Raw genomic sequence first — 19879 nt, 5'->3', positions numbered from 1 at the left:
CGCAGTTTCAAGTCATGTGTCTCGACTTTGCTCGACACGAACGGAGCTTTTTTATGGCCCTCTTTACATTCAAGCTGCCCGACATTGGTGAGGGCATTGCGCAGGCCGAGATCGTCGGCTGGCACGTCAAGGTCGGCGACCGGGTCGAGGAGGACCAGCCGATCGCCGACATGATGACCGACAAGGCCACGGTCGAGATGGAAAGCCCGGTCGCAGGCATAGTCGTGCGCCTCGCGGGCGAGGAAGGCGATCAGGTCTCGATCGGCGCGATGCTGGTCGAGATAGAGGTCGAGGGCGACGATGTTGCCGCGCCAATGCCGCCGGTCGAGGTGATTGAGGCGGAAACAGCTGGCGCAGCTGAAATTGCGGAAGCTGAAAAGCCCCTCCCCTTCAGGGGAGGGGTTGGGGTGGGGCCTATCGAGGATAGCACGCCGCTGGCCGAACCGCACCACCCCCCGACCCCCTCCCCTGAAGGAGAGGGGGAGAAGGCCAGCGCCCCCATCCTCGCCTCCCCCGCCGTCCGCGCCCGCGCCAAAGACCTCGGCATAGACCTCGCGCAGGTAAAGTCCGCTGGCGACCATATCCGCCATGCCGATCTCGACGCCTATCTGCTCTACGGGCAGGGGCAGGGCTATCGCGCGGCGGGTGCGTCCGCGCGTCGTCCCGACGAGCAGGTCAAGGTGATCGGGATGCGCCGCCGCATCGCCGAGAATATGGCCGCCTCCAAGCGCCACATCCCGCACTTCACCTATGTCGAGGAAATCGACGTCACCGCGCTGGAAGTGCTGCGTGAACAGCTCAACGCCAGCCGGGGCGACAAGCCAAAGCTCACCATGTTGCCGCTGCTGATCGTCGCCATCTGCAAGACTTTGCCCGACTTTCCGATGCTCAACGCCCGCTATGATGATGAGGCGGGCGTGGTGACGCGCCATGGATCAGTGCATCTGGGGCTGGCGACGCAGACCGATGCGGGGCTGATGGTGCCGGTGATCCGCGATGCGCAGGACCGCAACGTCTGGCAGCTGGCGAGCGAAATCCGCCGCTTGGCCGACGCTGCCCGGTCGAGCAAGGCGAAGTCGGAGGAACTGTCCGGCTCCACCCTGACGCTGACGTCGCTGGGTCCGCTTGGCGGCATTGCGACCACCCCGGTCATCAACCGGCCGGAAGTGGCGATCATCGGTCCCAACCGGGTGATCGAGCGCCCGATGTTCCGGGGCAAGGAGATTGTCGCGGCGAAGCTAATGAACCTGTCGATCAGCTGCGACCATCGCGTTGTCGATGGCTGGGACGCGGCCAGCTATGTGCAGGCGATCCGCAAATTGCTCGAAAGTCCCGCCTTGCTGTTTGTCGATTAAAATTCAGCGCATCGTCGCGCGATAGCTGAGCCGTCCGGCATGGCCGGGCGGCACCGCTTGCGGCAGCGACCAGCGGACATGGGTGACATCGGCCGCCACGGCGCGGCGCGTGCCGCCCAGTGGCGTGGGCAGCCATAGCTGCTCCATCCGGCCCCAATGCGCGCCGCCATCGACCGACACCTGCATGGTGGGATCGGTCGGGTCTATCTGCGCGCCACGCGGCAGTGGGCGCACCACAGCCTGATCGCGCAGTGGCGCGCTGCCGTCATTGCGCCAATGGACGATGACGATCAGCTGGTCGCCGGGCGCAACCCGGTCAGCGCTGGCCAATAGGCGGCGGGATCGACCGTTGACGTCAGTCGTCACCCGCTCGACGAACATCTGCGTGTCGAGCCGGACGCCCGGTTGCGCCCATGCCGCCTGCGGCACCGCAAGGCCCGTCAGCGCGATCATCCATGACAATATGGCGGCCTTCATGCCCATTCCCGTTTTACGTCCCCGTGTCCGTCCCTAGAACGGCTGGGCCAATATTTGGTTAAGCCGCTGTTTTCCTGCGTCCGGTCATGGGCCTGACCCTGCTTTGCAAATTGACGCCCGGTGGCAGCGGGCGCACATCGGACTGGCCCTTCGACCGGAGAATCAATCGACCGTGAAACTGCCCGAACAGCAGGAAATCAACCGCAGGCGCGACCGGCTGCTCGCGTCGATCGCGCTGACGGCGGGGATCGGGTTGGTGCTGGCGCTGCCCTTTGCGCTGCGCGCGGGGGCGGAGTTTTTCCTGCCACTGACCGCTGCGCTGGTGATCGCGATCGCGCTGGTGCCGCTGCTCGAATGGATGGAGCGGCATCGCCTGCCGTCCGGACTGGCGGCGCTGCTGGCGGTGATCGGATTCCTGGTGGTTGCCAATAGCGCGCTAGTCCTGATCATCGTGCCAGCGACCGACTGGTTCCGCATCTTGCCGCAACGATTGCCACAGATTCAGGCGAACCTCGCCCCGCTGATCGATTTCTATTCCAACCTCCAGCGCTTCGTCGATGAAACAGTGCAGATGCTGGCGACGGGGCCGGTCGCGGCGGCGCAGACCGCGACGGTCGATACGCCGCGCTCCCTGCTCCAGTTTGCCGCCATGTCCGCCCCGGCGGCGATCATCCAGATGGTGTTCGCGCTGCTCATCATCTACTTCTTTCTGGCGGGCTGGACCGGCCTGCGGCGGCGCACGATCAACAGTCGCGACAGTTTCGACGGCGCGCTGGCAGTGGCGCGGGTGATCCAGAATGTGGTCGATGCCACGTCCGCCTATGTCATCACCATCGCCGTCATCAACCTGTGCCTGGGTCTGGCGGTCGCGCTGGCGCTGTGGCTGATCGGGATGCCGTCGCCCTTGATGTGGGGCGGTATCGTCGCGCTGCTCAACTTCATCCCTTATTTCGGCCCGATGCTGGCGGCGGTGCTGCTGGCGCTGGGCGGGTTGATGGTGTTTGACGATGTGTGGGTGGCGATGATGCCTGCGGCCTTGCAGGTCGGCTTTCATCTGGTCGAGGCCAATGTGATCACGCCCACGGTGCTGGGGCGGCGGCTGACGATGAACCCGTTGCTGATTCTCGTGTCGCTCACCTTCTGGGGCTGGGTGTGGGGGACGCCGGGCGCGCTGCTGGGCGTGCCGCTGCTGATCATCATCCAGACCGTCGTTTCAGCCGCCGGCACGCCCGATATCGCCGGTTTCCTGTTCGAGCAGGGGACGCTGACGGTCGCGCCGCGCAAAGAAAGTGACGAGAATGCGAAAACAGCCGATGCGGACGGTTGACAGTCCCGGCGGACGCACATAGACGGCGCTTCCACACCGAACGCGGGTGTAGCTCAGTTGGTTAGAGTGCCGGCCTGTCACGCCGGAGGTCGCGGGTTCGAGCCCCGTCACTCGCGCCACTTTCCTTGACCGGAAGGTGGGAATAAGGTGGATCAGGCAGCATCGTCTGGGGACTAAAATCCCGAACGGATGTCACCCTGCGCGGGTGTAGCTCAGTTGGTTAGAGTGCCGGCCTGTCACGCCGGAGGTCGCGGGTTCGAGCCCCGTCACTCGCGCCATTTCCTGCCGATGCAGGGGATGGCGCAATAGCGCAGATGAACGGGCCGACACGCATGGTATCGGCCCGCCTGTCCTTGGCTTACAGATTGTCGCCCGTGATTGCGGGGGCAAGCGGTTCGTTGGCCAGCCAGCGATAGATGCCGCCTGCGGCCAGCGCGCCGACCATCGGGGCCAGCCAGAACAGCCACAATTGCTGCACCGCCAGCCCGCCGACCAACAGCGCCGGACCGGTGCTGCGCGCCGGGTTGACCGATGTGTTGGTCACCGGAATGCTGATGAGGTGGATGAGCGTCAGCGCCAGACCGATTGCGATCGGCGCAAAGCCCGCCGGCGCGCGGCTGTCGGTCGATCCCAGGATGACGACCAGGAAGCCCAGCGTCAGCACCGCCTCGATCGCAAAGCCCGCTTCCATGCTATAGCCACCGGGCGACTGCGCCCCGTAGCCATTGACCGCCAGCCCGGTGCCGGTCAGGGCGAAATCGGGCTGGCCACTGGCGATGAACAGCAATAGCTGCGCCGCGATCACCGCGCCGATCAGTTGCGCGATGATATAGGGCGCGATGTCGCGTACCGGAAAGCGCCCGCCTGCCCACAGGCCCACGGTAACGGCAGGATTGAGGTGGCAGCCCGAAATATGGCCGATCGAATAGGCCATGGTCAGTACCGTCAGCCCGAACGCCAGGCTGACGCCCAGCAGGCCGATGCCGACATCAGGGAAGGCCGCCGCCAGCACCGCGCTGCCGCAGCCACCGAAAACCAGCCAGAATGTGCCGAACGCTTCTGCAAACAGCCTTTTGCTCATGGGAACCATCGCATCGTCCTCCTGTGGGGGTTGGCAAGGGCCACCGACAGGCTGTGCGTCCCCCGGCGCGCGGTGGCCGCCGCCCGGTGGTTCAGATGTGACGGGCATGGGGCAGGATCGCGCCATAAGCGCGCCTTCTGTATCGACTGGCGCATGGACATGGCTTTGCCCCCCTTCCGCAGTCAGGAAGCGGCGCGCGTCTCCGGAACCGGGGACAGGCCGTTACGCTTCCTTAACGGAATAGATACAGGGGGACCGCACACTTGTCACGATCGCAAATCAGCGACGCTACCAGCGTCCGGTCTCCATCCAGGCAAGGAGGCGGCGCAACGGCAGAACCCAGATCCACACGATCCCCAGCACGACATAGAGCGGCGTCTGCGCCCAGACCGGCAGCGTGCCGATCAGGCCCGACAGGCTGGCCACCATCACCGCCCACAGCGCGATCAGACCGACGATCGCCAGCATCCCCACCGGCTTGCGCCAGCTTGGCTGATGATAATGGCGCGGGTCGATGCTCATGCCAGTGGCCCTTCGATCAGTTCGACTTCGGTCAGCACCATATGCAGCGGCAAGTCCCAAGGGTCGGCAGGCACGGCATCCTGCTCCTGCACTGACCAGGCAATGCCGATGCGCAGCGCGTCGGGCAAGCGGGCAAAGGCACGATCATAATAGCCGCCGCCCTGACCCAGCCGATTGAGAGCGCGATCGAACCCGACCAGCGGGGCGATGATGACGTCGGGCGTCACCGGACCCTCGCCGGGCTCCGGGTGGCTGGTGCGGAACGGGCCGGGCAGCAGTATGTCGTCAGGCTGCCAACGCAGGAAGTCCATGCTGCCCAGCCGATCCAGCACGCGCGGCAACGCCACGGTCTTGCCCATGGCGCTCAGCTGATGCGCCAGCCGTTGCGCGGGCGCTTCATCGTCCAGCCCCATATAGAGCGCCACCACCTGCGCGTCGGCAATGCGGCGGGCGAGGGGCGATGGCAGCACCTTGAACGCCAGCCGGTGCGCCAGCGGATCAAGCGTCGAGACAAAGGCACGGCGGCGGTCGCGGGCGATCTGGCGCAAGCTCGTCTTGTCGATGGTGTCGCCATTATCGCGCATGGGAGTCTTTCGGCATTAGCGGGACGTAATGAAGTTCTCCTCTGCGAGGAGAGAAGAAGCGCATAAGACTTTTCGTTATCTCTACAACGTCATCCTGAATTTATTTCAGGATCCATCGTGCCCCAAAAGCCGCTGCTGGATGCGAGAAATGGATGCTGAAACAAGTTCAGCATGACGATGAAGGTGGGGGCAGTTCCATATTCGATAGCTCGGCCCGCCAAGGGAGGATATCGGTTAGTGTGGACGCGCCATGTTGGATGCATCGGGAACATTCACACCCGCTCGACGGAAAAGAAAGGCAGGGGTGACGGGACCGCCTTGGCCGTTTGCTGGAAAATCCTCTGACGCCTCAACGTCAGGTGGGGACCATATAGATCGGGCCGGAGCCCGCCCAGGGACAGCCCCCTAGGATGTGATTATCGCCTCAGGGATGTTCGCTAAAGCTCGTACCAGGCAGTACCCGTCCACCCCAATCTAGGCGTCCGCAGCGCGGGCGGCAAGCCCGTCGCGCAGCTTTTCTATGCGCGCCGCCAGCACCTCTATCGCCTGTGCCGCCTGATCGTCGTCCGCCTCCAGCGCCAACCTCTGTTGGCGGGCGGCGGTGTCGCGGCGCATGTCGTTCAATTCATCGGCCAGGAATAAAGCAGCAAACAGCAGGCTGCGTACCTCCGTCATGCCCGGCGCGCCCTGCTGCGCAGCTTGCGCCTTCTCTTCGATCAGGCTGGCGAGATGGGTGAGATGGGCTTCCTCGCCATCGCGGCACCTGATGTCATAATGGCGTCCGGCTATGTGCAACGTGGTTTCAGCCAATGGTCCGCCCTTTCAGATCCGCGATCAGCTCGTCGAGCGAACGCAGCGCCGCGCGGGCGCCGTCCACGTCCATATCCGGCGTGCTATTCTGGGGAGGAGAGGGGGGCGTGACGGCCGCAAGGCGGGCCACATCCTGTTCGAGCCGACCCACTGCACGTTCCAGCGTGCCAATTGCCTGCATCATGCGCTCGCTTGCCATTCCCCACGCATAGCGAAACTTGGCGCAGCACAAAAGCGATGATTGGGCCGACTGGAAGCGGCTTTGCGCCCCGCTGCGGTTGACGCATGGGGCTTGACGCGACAAAGGAGGCCCGATCTCGACTCGCCCGCACAGCCTGTGGGCAGGTCAGTCCTGTTCAGGAAAGACGCACGCTGCCGATGACCGTTTCCGATAAGTCGCTCGCCAACGCCATCCGGGCGCTTTCCATGGATGCCGTGCAGGCCGCCAATAGCGGCCATCCGGGGATGCCGATGGGCATGGCAGACGTCGCAACGGTACTGTTCAGCGATTATCTGAAATTCGATCCGACCCAGCCCAAATGGGCCGACCGCGACCGTTTCGTCCTGTCGGCGGGCCATGGCTCGATGCTGATCTACAGCCTGCTGCACCTGACCGGCTATGCGCGTCCGACGATCGAGGACATCGCCAATTTCCGCCAGCTGCACAGCCCGTGCGCTGGCCATCCTGAAAATTTCGAGCTGGCAGGCGTTGAGGCGACTACGGGTCCGCTGGGATCGGGCCTGGCCACTGCCGTCGGCATGGCGATTGCCGAGCGGCACCTGAACGCCCAATTTGGTGACGATCTGGTCGATCACCGCACCTGGGTGATTGCCGGGGACGGCTGCCTGATGGAAGGCATCAACCATGAAGCGATTGGTCTTGCCGGTCACCTGAACCTTGGCCGCCTGATCGTGCTGTGGGACGATAACAAGATCACCATTGACGGTGCCGTCGACCTGTCGAGCAGCGAAGATGTCCACGCCCGCTATGAAGCAACCGGCTGGCATGTCGTGTCGTGCGATGGCCATGACGTGGCCGATGTCCGCCGCGCGCTGGCGCAAGCGGTCGCCGATCCGCGGCCCTCGCTCGTCGCCTGCGCGACCAAGATCGGCTATGGTTCGCCCAACAAGGCGGGCACGTCGGGCGTCCACGGCTCTGCGCTGGGCGAGGCCGAAGTCGCCGCAGCGCGCGAATTTCTGGGCTGGGACGCGGCGCCCTTCGTCATTCCGGCCGATATTGCCGCAGCGTGGAAGGCGATTGGCGCCAAGGGCGGCGATGTTCGCACTGCGTGGGAAGCCCGGCTTGCAAGCAATGAGAAGGGCGCGGAATTTACCCGCCGCATGGCTGGCGATCTGCCCGCCGACTTCTCGCTAGAAGCCTATATCGACAGCCTGATCGCCGCGCCGCAGAAGGTCGCGACCCGCAAGGCCAGTGAATTGACGCTGGGCGCGATCAACGACCTGTTGCCCGAAACGCTGGGCGGTTCGGCGGACCTCACCGGCTCCAACAATACCAAAACCAAGTCGACCGGCCCGCTGACGAAGGACGATTATTCGGGCCGCTATGTCTATTATGGCATCCGCGAATTTGGCATGGCCTGCGCGATGAACGGCATGGCGCTGCATGGCGGCGTCATCCCCTATGGCGGCACCTTCCTCGTCTTTTCCGACTATATGCGCGCGGGCATCCGCCTCGCCGCGCTCCAGCAGCAGCGTGTCATTCACGTCCTGACACATGACAGCATTGGCCTTGGCGAAGATGGCCCGACCCATCAGCCGATCGAGCATGTCATGTCGATGCGCATGATCCCGAACCTGGACGTCTATCGCCCCGCCGACATTGTCGAGACGGCGGAATGCTGGGAGCTGGCGCTGAAGGACGCGACCGGCCCGTCGGTACTGGCGCTGACCCGCCAGAACCTGCCCCAGCTGCGCACCGAAAAGGCTGAAAATCTGTCGGCCAAGGGCGCCTATCGTCTGCGTGCCGCCAATGCGGATCGCAAGGTCGTGCTGATCGCCACCGGCTCCGAAGTCGAGATTGCGGTCGATACCGCCAAGGCGCTGGAAGCCCAGGGCATCGGTGCCGATGTCGTGTCCATGCCAAGCTGGGCGCATTTCGAGGCGCAACCGCAATCCTACAAGGACGACCTGCTGCCGCACCATGTGCTGCGCGTGTCGATTGAGGCGGGGACGACCTTTGGCTGGGAACGCCATACCGGTATCGCGGGCCTGCGCTTTGGCATCGACAGCTTCGGCGCGTCGGCCCCGGCGGAAGCACTTTACGACCATTTCGGCCTGACCGCCGCGAAGATCGCGCCGCAGATCGTGGCCGCTCTCAATAACTGACCGAACAACAACTTCAGGAGGCTAGTGCAGTGGCAACGAAGGTAGCAATTAACGGTTTCGGACGTATCGGCCGCCTGGTGGCGCGCGCCATCCTGTCGCGCACCGACCATGATCTGGAACTGGTCAGCATCAACGATCTGGGCGACGTCAAGTCCAACGCCCTGCTGTTCAAGCGCGATTCGGTCCATGGCAACTGGAAGGGCGACGTCAGCGTCGATGGCGATTTCCTGGTCGTCGATGGCAAGAAGATCAAGGTGACCGCCGAACGCGACCCCGCCAACCTGCCGCACGCGGCGCTGGGCGTGGAGATCGCACTGGAATGCACCGGCATCTTCACCACCAAGGACAAGGCAAGCGCGCATCTGACCGCCGGTGCCAAGCGCGTGATCATTTCCGCGCCCGGCACCAATGTGGATCGCACCGTCGTGTTCGGCGTCAACCATGACGCGCTGACCGCCGATGACATCGTCATCTCCAACGCCAGCTGCACCACCAACTGCCTGGCCCCGCTCGCCAAGGTGCTGAACGACGCCATCGGCATCGAAAGCGGCTTCATGACGACGATCCACAGCTATACCAACGACCAGAACACGCTGGACCAGCTGCACAGCGACATGCGCCGCGCCCGCGCCGCCGCCCTGTCGCAGATCCCGACCTCGACCGGCGCTGCCCGCGCAGTGGGTGAGGTTCTGCCTGAACTCAAAGGCAAGCTGGACGGTTCGTCGATCCGCGTGCCGACCCCCAACGTCTCGGTCGTCGATCTGAAGTTCATTCCGAGCCGCCCGACCACCAAGGACGAGGTCAACGCCCTGCTCAAGGCCGCGTCGGAATCCGGCCCGCTCAAGGGCGTGCTGGGCTATTCGGACGAGCCGCTGGTCTCGATCGACTATAATGGCGATCCGCGCAGCTCGACCGTCGACAGCCTGGAAACCGCCGTTGTCGACGGCAAGCTGGTTCGCGTGCTCAGCTGGTACGACAATGAATGGGGCTTCTCCAACCGCATGATCGACACCACCGGCGTGGTGGCGAAGTTCCTGTGAACATTGGGGGGCTGGGTTAAAACCAGCCCCCTTTTTCGTCATCCCGGCGAAAGCCGGGATCCCGCTTTCTTCTGTGTCCTATGATGCGCAAGAAGAGAGATCCCAGCTTGCGCTGGGATGACGTTATGGAAAATTGAGGCATAGCATGACCAAGCCGTTCAAGACACTCGACGATATGGGCGACATCCACGGCAAAGCCGTGCTGGTGCGCGAGGATCTGAACGTGCCGATGCAGGACGGTTCGGTCAGCGATGATACCCGCTTGCGTTCGGCCATGCCGACCGTGCTGGAACTGGCCGATCGCGGCGCAAAAGTGCTGATCCTGGCCCATTTCGGTCGTCCCAAGGGGCAGAAGAACCCCGAATATTCACTGTCCAAGATCACCCGACCGCTATCCCAGGTGCTGGGTCGCGAAGTGCAGTTCATCCCTGATTGCCAGGGTGAAGCCGCGACCGATGGCATTGCGGTGATGCGTCCCGGCGACATTGCGATCCTGGAAAACACCCGTTTCCATGCGGGCGAGGAAAAGAACGATCCCGCTCTGGTCGATGCGATGGCGGCGATTGCCGACCTTTATGTCAACGACGCCTTCTCCGCCGCGCACCGCGCCCATGCCTCGACCGCAGGCATCGCGCACAAGCTGCCGTCCTTTGCTGGCCGCGCCATGGAGCGCGAACTCGATGCGTTGCAGGCCGCGCTCGGCACTCCGGTCAAGCCGGTCGCCGCTGTCGTCGGCGGGGCAAAAGTCTCGACCAAGCTGGATGTGCTGAACCATCTGGTTACGAAGGTCGATCATCTGATCATTGGTGGCGGCATGGCCAACACCTTCCTCCACGCGCGCGGTGTCGATATCGGCAAGTCGCTGTGCGAGAAGGATCTGGCTGACACGGCCGAGGCTATTTTCGACGCGGCGGAAGCGGCCGGTTGCACCATCCATCTGCCCTATGACGTAGTGGTCGCGAAGGAATTTGCCGCCAACCCGCCATCGGTCCGCACCTGCAACGTCCATGAAGTTGCAGAGGACGAAATGATCCTAGACGTCGGCCCCGCCGCCGTTGAAGCGCTGGCTGACGTCCTCAAGACCTGCCGTACGCTCGTGTGGAACGGGCCATTGGGCGCGTTCGAAATTCCCCCGTTCGACACCGCAACGGTGGCGCTCGCCCGCACCGCGGCTGCGCTGACCAAGGAAGGCCAGTTGACCTCGGTCGCCGGTGGCGGTGATACTGTGGCAGCCCTCAACCATGCAGGGGCAGCAGCCGATTTCACCTTCGTCTCGACGGCGGGCGGCGCGTTCCTGGAATGGATGGAAGGCAAGGATTTGCCGGGCGTAAAGGCTTTGATGGCCTGACGACCGGTCAACGGTGGCACCGCCTTGGAGAGGGCGGCGCCATCTCCATTAAGAGAGAGTATGTGCAGATGCTGGATCAGGTTCAGAAGCAGAAGATTGCGACAGGCGAAGGCTTTATCGCCGCACTCGACCAGAGCGGCGGTTCAACGCCCAAGGCGCTCAAGGGCTATGGCATCGAAGAGGGTGCTTGGGGCTCTGACGAGGAAATGTTCGGCCTGATCCACGCGATGCGCAGCCGCATCATCACATCGCCCGTGTTCACCGGCGACAAGGTGCTGGGCGCGATCCTGTTCGAGCGCACGATGGACGGCACCGTCGATGGCAAGCCGACCCCGCAGGCGCTGATCGAGCGCGGCGTCGTCCCCTTCATCAAGATCGACAAGGGTCTGGAAGATGAGGCGAACGGCGTTCAGGTGATGAAGCCCAATCCCGACCTGGACGTGCTGCTCCACCGCGCCAAGGCGCTCGGCGTGTTCGGGACCAAGGAACGCTCGGTCATCAACCTCGCCAACCGCGAAGGCATTGCTGCCGTCGTCAAGCAGCAGTTCGAGATCGGCCAGCAGGTGCTTGCCGCCGGCCTGATGCCGATCATCGAACCCGAAGTGAACATCAAGTCGCCCGAACGCGCCGAAGCCGACGCGATCCTGCTCGACGAACTGCTCAAGGCGCTCGACGCGCTGCCCGCCGATCAGCAGGTGATGCTGAAGCTCTCGCTGCCGGTGCAGCCGGGCCTGTTCGATCCGCTGGTCGATCATCCCCGCGTGCTGCGCGTCGTCGCACTGTCGGGCGGCTTTGCCCGTCCCGAAGCCTGTGTCGAACTGGCCAAGAATCGCGGCATCATCGCGAGCTTCAGCCGCGCGCTGCTCAACGATCTGCGTCACCAGATGAGCGACGATGAATTCAACGCATCGCTGGGCGAAGCGATCGACGAAATCCACGGCGCTTCGGTCGCCAAGACGACGGTTGCGGCGTAACCTGCGTTATGACTACAGCCTTATCTTCCCCTTTAAGGGGGAGATATCGCACATAAGCTTCCGCTATCCCTACAACGTCATGCTGAATTTATTTCAGCATCCATTTCTCGTCACAAACCGCCGGTTGAGCTGGAGAAATGGACCCTGAAACAAGTTCAGGGTGACGGTGGAGGCGGGGGCAGTTCCATCTATAATTCCCCTACCTTGCAGGGGAGGCAAGGAAAGCCAGAGGCTTTCGTTACGATGCTGGCTGGGCTAACACCCCGGCATGACCGATTTTACCGATGAAGAGCTGGCGCTCGACCCGCATTTTGCCGATCAGTTTGAACAGGGTTTCCGCCCCGCCTGCCAGCTTTACCTGATCTCCCCGCCCACCATCGACGCGACCTTCGTGAACGCCTTGGCTGCCGCGCTTGACGGCGGCGATGTCGCCGCGTTCCAGTTGCGCCTGAAAGGGCCGGATGAGGACGCTATTGCCGCGCTGGCCGCGCCATTGCAGGCGCTGTGCGCCGATCGCGACGTCGCCTTCATCATCAACGACAGCATCGCGCTGGCGCAGCGGCTGGGTGCGGACGGCGTGCATCTGGGGCAGGGCGATGGCGATCCGCGTGAGGCCCGCAAAATCCTCGGCCCAAAGGTGCAGATCGGCGTCACCTGCCATGACAGCCGCCATTTGGCGATGGAAGCGGGGGAGGCGGGGGCCGATTATGTCGCGTTCGGCGCTTTCTACCCCACCACGACCAAGGATGTGCTGCACCGTGCCGAACCCTCGATCCTGGGCTGGTGGACCACCATATTCGAGCTGCCCTGTGTCGCCATCGGCGGCGTGACGGCGGACAATGCCGCACCGCTGGTGGCCGCAGGCGCGGATTTTCTGGCGGTCAGCAGCGCCGTGTGGAACCATCCGGCAGGGCCGGGCGCTGGCGTTGCGGCCTTTGCCGACGTGCTGCAACTCTCCCGCAATGGAGCGCCGGAACCCAAATGACCATCATCGTCCATCACCTCAACAACAGCCGGTCGCAACGCATCCTCTGGCTGCTGGAGGAATTGGGCGAGCCTTATCAGGTCGTCCGTTACGAGCGCGACCGGAAGACCATGCGCGCGCCCGCCACGCTGCGGGCCATCCATCCGCTGGGGCGCTCCCCGGTGGTGGAGGTGGACGGTCACGCCCTGATCGAAACTGGCGCGATCATGGACTATCTGGTCGCCCGCGCCGGACGCTTCGGCCCGCCCGCCGATGCGGCGGGGGCGATCCGCTACCGCCAATATATGCATTATGCCGAAGGATCGATGATGCCGCCGCTCCTCGCGCTGCTGATCATCGGCAAGCTTGGCCTGCTTGGCCGTCCCGCGCGGCCCACGGTGCAGCGGATGCTGGACGATCACCTCGACTGGCTGGAAAGCGAATTGGCTTCGCGTCCCTATTTTGCCGGGGATGATTTCACCGCCGCCGACATGATGATGAGCTTCCCGATCGAAGCCTCCCGCGCGCGCGGTGGCCTGAACGACTCGCGGCCAGCCATCCTGCGCTGGCTCAGCGAGATGCAGGCGCGCCCGGCCTATCAGGCCGCCCTCGAAGCGGGCGGTCCCTATGCTTACGCCTGATCGCCGCACTGTGCTCGCCTCCATGGCAGGGCTGGCGGCCAGCGCTGTCACCCCGCGCCTGTTCGCGCAGGAGCGGGCGGCGGAAGCCTTGACGTCACGCACCGGCACGATCGCACCGATAGGCCGCCCCGAACGCGCCGATCGCCTGACCCGCGCACAAGCCATGATGCAGCGCGCGGGGATCGACGCACTACTGATAGAGCCGGGCGCGAGCCTCGTCTATTACACCGGTGTCCGCTGGTGGCGCAGCGAGCGGCTGACCGCCGCCATCATCCCTGCAAGTGGCACCCCGCTGATCATCTGTCCCTTTTTCGAGAAGCCCTCGATCGAAGAATCGCTCGGGGTCGCGGCGGAGGTCCGCGTCTGGCAGGAACATGAAAGCCCCCACGCCTTGATCGCGACCTTCCTCAAGGAGAAGGGGCTGGCGCGCGGTCGGATCGGCATAGAGGAAACGGTGCGCTATTTCGCTGTCGATGGCCTGAAAGCCGCGCTACCTGGCGCGACGCTGATCCCCGACAGCGTCACCCGCACCCTGCGGATGCGCAAGACACCCGCCGAAATCGCGCTGATGCAGACGGCGGCCGACGTCACCATGGCCGCCTATCGCTGGACCTACCCGCAGGTAAAGGCCGGCATGACCCCCGCCGACATCGGCGCGCTGATGACCGCCGCGACCAAACAGCTCGGTGGCAAGCCCGAATTCAATCTCGTCCTGCTCGGCGAAGCCGCCGCCTATCCCCATGGCTCCGGCAAGCCGCAGGTGGTGCGGGCAGGGGAGGTGGTGCTGATGGATTGCGGCTGCACCGTCGGCGACTATCAGTCCGACATCAGCCGCACCTTCGTCCATGGCGCACCCCCCACCGCGCAGCAGCGCAAGGTGTGGAACAACGTTTCACGCGGCCAGAGCATCGCGATCAAGGCTGCCGAGCTCGGCGCGCCCGCAGGCTCCGTCGATGACGCGGTACGTAGCTGGTATGAAACGCAAGGTTACGGCCCCGGCTACGCGCTCCCCGGCCTGTCCCACCGCACCGGCCATGGCATCGGCATGGAGGGGCATGAGCCGGTCAACCTGGTCCATGGCGAAACCACCGAGCTGGACGTCGGTATGTGCTTCTCTAACGAACCGGGCCTGTATCTGCCGGGCAAGATGGGGGTGCGGATGGAGGACTGCTTCCACATGACCACGCAGGGACCGGCATGGTTCTCCAAACCGCCTATGTCGATTGAGGAACCGATCGGGTAAATTCCTCCCCGGCACGGGGAGGGGGACCGCCCGCAGGGTGGTGGAGGGGGAGCGCGTCGTGGCGCTGCGCCGGTGGCAGACCCCCTCCGTCAGGCCTTCGGCCCGCCACCTCCCCGGACCGGGGAGGAAAAGCCGAAAAGCCCCGCTTGTGCGGCGGGCCGCTTCCCACTAAATCGCCCCCATGACATCGACCAACGACATTCGCCGCTCCTTCCTCGACTATTTCGGGGCCAACGGCCACACCATCGTCCCGTCCGCGCCGCTGGTGCCGCACAACGACCCGACCCTGATGTTCGTCAATGCGGGCATGGTGCCGTTCAAGAATGTCTTTACCGGCCTTGAAACCCGCCCCTACAAGACCGCGACGTCGAGCCAGAAGTCGGTCCGTGCGGGCGGCAAGCATAATGATCTCGACAATGTCGGCTATACCGCGCGCCACCATACTTTCTTTGAAATGCTGGGCAATTTCAGCTTCGGCGACTATTTCAAGGAACAGGCGATCCACCATGCCTGGACCCTGTTGACCAAGGAATGGGGGCTTCCGGCCGACAAGCTGACCGCGACCGTCTATCACACTGATGATGAGGCGTTCGACCTGTGGCGCAAGATTGCGGGCCTGCCAGACCACCGCATCATCCGCATCCCGACCAAGGATAATTTCTGGGCGATGGGCGATAGTGGTCCTTGTGGGCCTTGCTCGGAAATCTTCTACGATCATGGCGACCATATCTGGGGCGGCCCGCCCGGCAGCCCGGAGGAGGATGGCGACCGCTTCGTCGAGATCTGGAATCTGGTGTTCATGCAATATGAGCAGGAAGCCAATGAGATCGTCAGCGAACTGCCAAAGCCGTCGATCGACACCGGCATGGGTCTGGAGCGCATCGCCGCCGTCATGCAGGGCGTCCACAACAATTATGATACCGACACGTTCAAGGCGCTGATCGCCGAGAGCGGCGCGATCACCCGCACCGCGACCGATGGTGATCATCAGGCCAGCCACCGCGTCATCGCCGATCATCTGCGCTCGACCAGCTTCCTGATCGCCGACGGCGTGCTGCCCGCCAATGAGGGACGCGGCTATGTGCTGCGCCGGATCATGCGCCGCGCCATGCGCCACGCCCACATCATCGGCGCCAAAGACCCGTTAATTTATCGCCTCGTCGGCAGCCTCGTCTCCGAAATGGGCGGTGCCTATCCCGAACTGGTCCGCGCCCAGCCGCTGATCGAGGAAACGCTGCTGCGTGAGGAAACCCGTTTCCGCAAGACGCTGGAAAACGGCCTGCGCCTGCTCGATGAAGCGACGACCGGCATGGCCGAAGGCGGCACGCTCCCCGGCGAAACCGCGTTCAAACTCTATGACACATTCGGCTTCCCCTATGACCTGACCGAGGATGCGCTGCGCACCCAAGGTCTGGGCGTCGACCGCGCCGGTTTCGACGCGGCCATGGCAGAGCAAAAGGCCGCCGCCCGCGCCGCGTGGAAGGGATCGGGCGAAAAGGCGTCGGACGACATCTGGTACGATATTGCCGAAACCCTCGGCAGCACCGAATTTGTCGGCTACGCCTCGACCAAAGGCGAGGGCGAAGTGCTGGCCATCGTCAAGGACGGCGCGCGCGTCGATAGCGCGACCGTCGGCGACAGCGTTGCGATCATCACCAACCAGACGCCTTTCTACGGCGAAAGCGGCGGCCAGAATGGTGATGCTGGCACGATCACCTCGCTCGGCGGCCTGTCCGCTGACGTTGCCGACACGTCCAAGCCGTTGGGTCGCCTCCACGCGCATCAGGCCGTAATCAGCGCGGGCAGCGTCAAGGTCGGCGACACGGTGCAGCTAAGCGTCGATGTCGATCGCCGCGATCGCATCCGCGCCAACCACAGCGCCACCCACTTGCTCCACGCCGCCCTCCGCAAGGAACTGGGCGCGCATGTGACGCAAAAGGGCAGCATGGTCGCCGCCGATCGCCTGCGCTTCGACTTCTCGCACCCCGAAGCCCTGACCCACGCACAGATCGCCAAGGTCGAGGCGGACGTGAACGCGCAGATCCGCCATAATGAGGAGGTTACGACCCGCCTCATGACGCCGGACGACGCGATTGCGGCAGGCGCGATGGCGCTGTTCGGCGAAAAATATGGCGATGAAGTGCGCGTTCTTTCGATGGGTAAGGGCGATGATAATCATTATTCGGTCGAACTGTGCGGCGGCACCCATGTCCGCGCAACCGGCGACATCGCCTTGCTCAAGATCGTGTCGGAAAGCGCCGTTTCCAGTGGCGTGCGCCGGATCGAGGCGCTGACCGGGGAGGCCGCGCGCCTCTGGCTGGTCGATCGCGAGGACAAGCTCCGCCAGTCCGCCGCCACGCTCAAGACGTCGCCGGAAGATGTGCCCGCGCGTATCGCCGCACTGGTCGAACAGAGCCGCAAGCTGGAACGCGAACTCGCCGAAGCCAAGAAAGCGCTGGCACTGGGCGGCGGGGCATCGGGCGCGGCCCCGGCTGGTCCTGAACAGGTCGGCAATGTCAGCTTCATGGCGCAGGTCATTGACGGCCTCGACCCCAAGGAACTACGCGGCATCGTGGACGGCAATAAAAAGACGCTGGGCAGCGGCGTGTCGGCGATCGTGGCCGTGGTCGACGGCCGCGCGACGATTGCCGTGGGCGTCACCGACGATCTGACCGGCACGATCAGCGCGGTCGATCTCGTCCGCGTCGGCGTCGAAGCGCTGGGCGGCAAGGGTGGCGGTGGCCGTCCCGACATGGCGCAGGGCGGCGGCCCGGACGGGGACAAGGCGGCGGCGGCGATCGAGGCGGTGAAGGCCCGACTTGCGGGGAGTCCCGGCTAACCCCATGGCCATATTCAACCGCGATTCCGAAGATGAAGTCGCCCGTGGCGCCCGCGCCGTGGTCGTCCATGCCGAAACCCACGGGCTGGAACGCCGGGACAGCGACGCAAGGCTGGAGGAAGCGCGCGGGCTGGCGCTGGCCATCGGCATCGACGTGCGCGCGGGACAGGCGTTCCGCGTCCGCGACCGCAAGCCCGCCACCCTGTTCGGTAGCGGTCAGGTCGACCAGATCGCCACACTCGTCGTTCAGGAAGAGGCCGAACTGGTCATCGTCGACAATGCTCTGTCGCCGGTCCAGCAGAGCAATCTGGAAAAGGCCGTCGGCGCGAAAGTCATCGACCGCACCGGGCTGATCCTCGAAATCTTCGGCGAACGCGCCGCCACCAACGAAGGCCGGCTTCAGGTCGAACTCGCCCATCTCGATTATCAGGCGGGGCGGCTGGTGCGCAGCTGGACCCATTTGGAGCGGCAACGCGGCGGCTTCGGCTTCCTCGGTGGTCCCGGCGAAACCCAGATCGAGGCGGACAGGCGGATGATCCGCGACCGCATGGCCAAAATCCGCAAGGAACTGGATCAGGTCACCCGCACCCGCGGCCTACACCGCGCCCGGCGGCAACGCGCGCCCTGGCCGGTGATCGCGCTGGTCGGCTATACCAACGCCGGAAAATCGACGCTTTTCAATCGGCTGACCGGGGCTGACGTCATGGCGGAGGATCTGCTCTTCGCCACGCTCGACCCGACCATGCGCCAGATTGCGCTGCCTGGCCTCGACAAGGCGATCCTGTCCGACACGGTCGGCTTCGTCTCCGACCTGCCGACCCAGCTCATCGCCGCCTTCCGCGCAACGCTCGAGGAAGTGCTGTCCGCCGACCTCATCGTCCATGTCCGCGACATCGCCCATCCCGATAGCGACGCCCAGCGCGACGATGTGCTGGACGTGCTGAGCGAACTCGGCGTGGCCGGAGAGGGGGCGCTCGACCGCGCCGAAGGCGAACCCGCAGCCCCGCCGATCATCGAGGCGTGGAACAAGCTCGACCTGCTCGACGCGCAAGCCGAAGGCTTGGCGAGGGAAACCGCGTCCCGCCGCGACGATGTCGTGATCCTGTCGGCCCTGACAGGGGAGGGCGTCCCCGACCTGCAACGCGCGATCAGCACCAAAATGACCGCGGGCGCTAAAGTCTACGGCCTGCGCATCGCAGCCGCCGATGGCGCGGCGCTGGCCTGGCTCCACGAACATGGCGAAGTGCTGACCAGCGACGCCCAGGGCGAGGAAACCCGCGTCGAAGTGCGCTTGTCGGACGCGGCCTTCGCGCGGTTCGGGAAGCGCGGGCAGGGGTAGGGGGTAAGCGCCACCCTTCCATCCACCGTCATCCCGGACTTGATCCGGGATCCATTCGCGCAACAGACGTAAATCTTGGGAAGGGTGGAGAGAATGGATCCTGACTTTCATCAGGATGACGCAAATGCCGATCGACTGCATCAGCGAATTATCAACCGGAACAAAGAGCGAAGCTTTGACGGTCGAGCAATGCGTTTGAGTCGGCGAGCGAACTCGTCGGACGCATCCCGAACCACGCCTACGTCTCGATGATAGCGATATGGACTTTCCGTCTGGGCGGCGGCTTGCAAAGCGCGTTCCGCAAATTCTATGGCCTCAGCCGTATGCCCCAAATCATTTGCAATCAGCGCGTTGCATCCGTTCCAACGGTACCGCAAGCTTGGGAATTGAAGGTCCGATGGTTTGAAACGGGTGGTAAGTATCTCCAGCACGTAATCATATTCGTTTGAAAGGCGCTGATTGACTACCAATTTGGCAAGATCAATTCCAGCCGTAGTAGTACGACCGGGATGGCTGAGTTCCCAGTCGAGCGCCTGTTTATATGTAATAACCGCTTCGGATATCTGACCAAGTGTAATGTAGCTAACGGCACGTATACATAGCGCGCTGGCTATATGAAAATCGTCGTGTGTATCGAAATATTCATCTATTAATGATAGGGCGACATTTGGGTATTTTTTAGTCAAATATCCCGCTTGAATCGTCAAATATTGTGGACGTGAGCTTCGCGATCGAGCCAATTTTTCTCGGTACGCGGCTTCGATATCAGCGTTCCACACGGTATTTCTAAACCAATCTGTACGAGCCATCTGCCCCTCACAAATCCCGAAACATAACCAGCGCATCGACATAGCCGAGGGCAGGGTGGGTCGCGTCCCCGGACGTGGTGTAGGTTATGACGGTAGCGCTGCTGGCTGGCTGCGCGCTTTCGATATAGCGCTGTGGCAGCCAGCCAGCAGCGCGGGTGGTCATCGCGGTTTTCGGATAGG

General features: G+C 63.9%; 18 protein-coding genes, 2 tRNA genes and 1 other RNA gene. 13 read left to right on the top strand and 8 right to left on the bottom strand.

The features are described 5' to 3' along the window. Nucleotides 1–53 precede the first annotated feature (53 nt). A complete protein-coding gene (locus tag D0Z70_RS14035) occupies nucleotides 54–1355 on the top strand; it encodes a dihydrolipoamide acetyltransferase family protein (RefSeq protein ID WP_119747466.1) in 1302 nt (433 codons plus the stop codon). 3 nt (nucleotides 1356–1358) lie between these two features. Here the strand turns inward: D0Z70_RS14035 and D0Z70_RS14030 are convergent, their stop codons facing one another. After that, nucleotides 1359–1832: a hypothetical protein gene (locus D0Z70_RS14030; RefSeq protein WP_119747638.1), complete on the bottom strand. Its 474-nt coding sequence runs from the start codon at nucleotides 1830–1832 to the stop codon at nucleotides 1359–1361. A gap of 172 nt (nucleotides 1833–2004) precedes the next feature. Between D0Z70_RS14030 and D0Z70_RS14025 the strand changes: the two genes are divergently transcribed. The 3 genes from D0Z70_RS14025 (at nucleotide 2005) to D0Z70_RS14015 (ending at nucleotide 3437) form a co-directional block, all read left to right on the top strand. After that, the gene (locus tag D0Z70_RS14025) at nucleotides 2005–3159 is read left to right on the top strand and encodes an AI-2E family transporter (protein WP_119747636.1); all 1155 of its coding nucleotides are present in this window, start codon (nucleotides 2005–2007) and stop codon (nucleotides 3157–3159) included. 42 nt (nucleotides 3160–3201) lie between these two features. Further along, nucleotides 3202–3278, top strand: a tRNA-Asp gene (locus D0Z70_RS14020). 82 nt (nucleotides 3279–3360) lie between these two features. Continuing rightward, nucleotides 3361–3437 (top strand) — tRNA-Asp (locus tag D0Z70_RS14015). 80 nt (nucleotides 3438–3517) lie between these two features. Here the strand turns inward: D0Z70_RS14015 and aqpZ are convergent. The 6 genes from aqpZ to D0Z70_RS13990 form a co-directional block, all read right to left on the bottom strand. Beyond that, nucleotides 3518–4249, bottom strand: coding sequence for an aquaporin Z (gene aqpZ, locus D0Z70_RS14010; protein WP_119747464.1), 732 nt, complete (start codon nucleotides 4247–4249; stop codon nucleotides 3518–3520). A gap of 279 nt (nucleotides 4250–4528) precedes the next feature. Beyond that, entirely contained in the window at nucleotides 4529–4762 is a 234-nt protein-coding gene (locus D0Z70_RS14005) for a DUF2842 domain-containing protein (protein WP_119747462.1), read from the bottom strand. After that, the gene (locus D0Z70_RS14000) at nucleotides 4759–5346 is read right to left on the bottom strand and encodes a 5-formyltetrahydrofolate cyclo-ligase (protein ID WP_119747460.1); all 588 of its coding nucleotides are present in this window, start codon (nucleotides 5344–5346) and stop codon (nucleotides 4759–4761) included. Before D0Z70_RS14000 ends, D0Z70_RS14005 begins: the two co-directional genes overlap by 4 nt. Nucleotides 5347–5652: 306 nt before the next feature. After that, nucleotides 5653–5809: non-coding RNA, 6S RNA (gene ssrS / locus D0Z70_RS25935), on the bottom strand. Nucleotides 5810–5820: 11 nt separating this feature from the next. Further along, the gene (locus tag D0Z70_RS13995; protein ID WP_119747458.1) at nucleotides 5821–6156 is read right to left on the bottom strand and encodes a cell division protein ZapA; all 336 of its coding nucleotides are present in this window, start codon (nucleotides 6154–6156) and stop codon (nucleotides 5821–5823) included. Continuing rightward, complete coding sequence (locus D0Z70_RS13990; protein WP_239018931.1) at nucleotides 6149–6355, bottom strand: hypothetical protein; 207 nt, start codon at nucleotides 6353–6355, stop codon at nucleotides 6149–6151. The genes D0Z70_RS13995 and D0Z70_RS13990 overlap by 8 nt, the downstream gene beginning before the upstream one ends. Nucleotides 6356–6534: 179 nt before the next feature. Here D0Z70_RS13990 and tkt point away from each other — a divergent pair, with 179 nt between their 5' ends. The 9 genes from tkt to hflX all read left to right on the top strand — a co-directional run bounded on the left by tkt (nucleotide 6535) and on the right by hflX (nucleotide 18890). Further along, entirely contained in the window at nucleotides 6535–8502 is a 1968-nt protein-coding gene (gene tkt / locus D0Z70_RS13985) for a transketolase (protein WP_119747456.1), read from the top strand. A gap of 29 nt (nucleotides 8503–8531) precedes the next feature. Continuing rightward, nucleotides 8532–9542 (top strand): type I glyceraldehyde-3-phosphate dehydrogenase, encoded by a 1011-nt coding sequence (gene gap / locus D0Z70_RS13980; protein ID WP_119747454.1) that lies wholly within the window; start codon nucleotides 8532–8534, stop codon nucleotides 9540–9542. A 145-nt stretch (nucleotides 9543–9687) separates the two neighbouring features. Further along, nucleotides 9688–10890, top strand: a complete 1203-nt coding sequence (locus D0Z70_RS13975; RefSeq protein ID WP_119747452.1) for a phosphoglycerate kinase — start codon at nucleotides 9688–9690, stop codon at nucleotides 10888–10890. A 68-nt stretch (nucleotides 10891–10958) separates the two neighbouring features. Beyond that, on the top strand, nucleotides 10959–11864 hold the full coding sequence (locus D0Z70_RS13970; RefSeq protein WP_119747450.1) for a fructose bisphosphate aldolase: 906 nt from the start codon (nucleotides 10959–10961) through the stop codon (nucleotides 11862–11864). 268 nt (nucleotides 11865–12132) lie between these two features. Beyond that, a complete protein-coding gene (gene thiE, locus D0Z70_RS13965; RefSeq protein WP_119747448.1) occupies nucleotides 12133–12849 on the top strand; it encodes a thiamine phosphate synthase in 717 nt (238 codons plus the stop codon). Then, nucleotides 12846–13469 carry a glutathione S-transferase family protein gene (locus D0Z70_RS13960; protein WP_119747446.1) on the top strand — a complete coding sequence of 208 codons (624 nt, stop codon included), beginning with the start codon at nucleotides 12846–12848 and terminating at the stop codon, nucleotides 13467–13469. The genes thiE and D0Z70_RS13960 overlap by 4 nt, the downstream gene beginning before the upstream one ends. Beyond that, complete coding sequence (locus tag D0Z70_RS13955) at nucleotides 13456–14712, top strand: M24 family metallopeptidase (protein WP_119747444.1); 1257 nt, start codon at nucleotides 13456–13458, stop codon at nucleotides 14710–14712. Before D0Z70_RS13960 ends, D0Z70_RS13955 begins: the two co-directional genes overlap by 14 nt. A 181-nt stretch (nucleotides 14713–14893) precedes the next feature. Then, a complete protein-coding gene (gene alaS, locus D0Z70_RS13950) occupies nucleotides 14894–17551 on the top strand; it encodes an alanine--tRNA ligase (protein WP_119747442.1) in 2658 nt (885 codons plus the stop codon). Between the two features lie 4 nt (nucleotides 17552–17555). Then, on the top strand, nucleotides 17556–18890 hold the full coding sequence (gene hflX, locus D0Z70_RS13945; protein WP_119747439.1) for a GTPase HflX: 1335 nt from the start codon (nucleotides 17556–17558) through the stop codon (nucleotides 18888–18890). Nucleotides 18891–19030: 140 nt separating this feature from the next. Here hflX and D0Z70_RS13940 read toward each other — a convergent pair whose 3' ends face one another. Then, complete coding sequence (locus tag D0Z70_RS13940; RefSeq protein WP_182913968.1) at nucleotides 19031–19699, bottom strand: hypothetical protein; 669 nt, start codon at nucleotides 19697–19699, stop codon at nucleotides 19031–19033. Between the last annotated feature and the right edge of the window lie 180 nt (nucleotides 19700–19879).

Origin of the sequence: Sphingobium terrigena, from assembly GCF_003591655.1 — a bacterium.
Classification (GTDB): Bacteria; Pseudomonadota; Alphaproteobacteria; order Sphingomonadales; family Sphingomonadaceae; genus Sphingobium; species Sphingobium terrigena.
Note: the sequence above shows the minus strand (reverse complement) of the source record. Positions and strands in the feature narration are given on the sequence as shown.

Excerpts from the sequence above, each read along its gene's own strand:
- D0Z70_RS14035 (WP_119747466.1), top strand. The coding sequence starts at position 54 with ATGGCCCTCTTTACATTCAAGCTGCCCGACATTGGTGAGGGCATTGCG.
- D0Z70_RS14030 (WP_119747638.1), bottom strand. The coding sequence starts at position 1,832 with ATGAAGGCCGCCATATTGTCATGGATGATCGCGCTGACGGGCCTTGCG.
- thiE (WP_119747448.1), top strand. The coding sequence starts at position 12,133 with ATGACCGATTTTACCGATGAAGAGCTGGCGCTCGACCCGCATTTTGCC.
- D0Z70_RS13955 (WP_119747444.1), top strand. The coding sequence starts at position 13,456 with ATGCTTACGCCTGATCGCCGCACTGTGCTCGCCTCCATGGCAGGGCTG.
- D0Z70_RS13970 (WP_119747450.1), top strand. The coding sequence starts at position 10,959 with ATGCTGGATCAGGTTCAGAAGCAGAAGATTGCGACAGGCGAAGGCTTT.
- aqpZ (WP_119747464.1), bottom strand. The coding sequence starts at position 4,249 with ATGGTTCCCATGAGCAAAAGGCTGTTTGCAGAAGCGTTCGGCACATTC.
- tkt (WP_119747456.1), top strand. The coding sequence starts at position 6,535 with ATGACCGTTTCCGATAAGTCGCTCGCCAACGCCATCCGGGCGCTTTCC.
- D0Z70_RS14000 (WP_119747460.1), bottom strand. The coding sequence starts at position 5,346 with ATGCGCGATAATGGCGACACCATCGACAAGACGAGCTTGCGCCAGATC.
- hflX (WP_119747439.1), top strand. The coding sequence starts at position 17,556 with ATGGCCATATTCAACCGCGATTCCGAAGATGAAGTCGCCCGTGGCGCC.
- D0Z70_RS13975 (WP_119747452.1), top strand. The coding sequence starts at position 9,688 with ATGACCAAGCCGTTCAAGACACTCGACGATATGGGCGACATCCACGGC.
- D0Z70_RS13960 (WP_119747446.1), top strand. The coding sequence starts at position 12,846 with ATGACCATCATCGTCCATCACCTCAACAACAGCCGGTCGCAACGCATC.
- alaS (WP_119747442.1), top strand. The coding sequence starts at position 14,894 with ATGACATCGACCAACGACATTCGCCGCTCCTTCCTCGACTATTTCGGG.
- D0Z70_RS13940 (WP_182913968.1), bottom strand. The coding sequence starts at position 19,699 with ATGGCTCGTACAGATTGGTTTAGAAATACCGTGTGGAACGCTGATATC.
- D0Z70_RS14005 (WP_119747462.1), bottom strand. The coding sequence starts at position 4,762 with ATGAGCATCGACCCGCGCCATTATCATCAGCCAAGCTGGCGCAAGCCG.
- D0Z70_RS13990 (WP_239018931.1), bottom strand. The coding sequence starts at position 6,355 with ATGGCAAGCGAGCGCATGATGCAGGCAATTGGCACGCTGGAACGTGCA.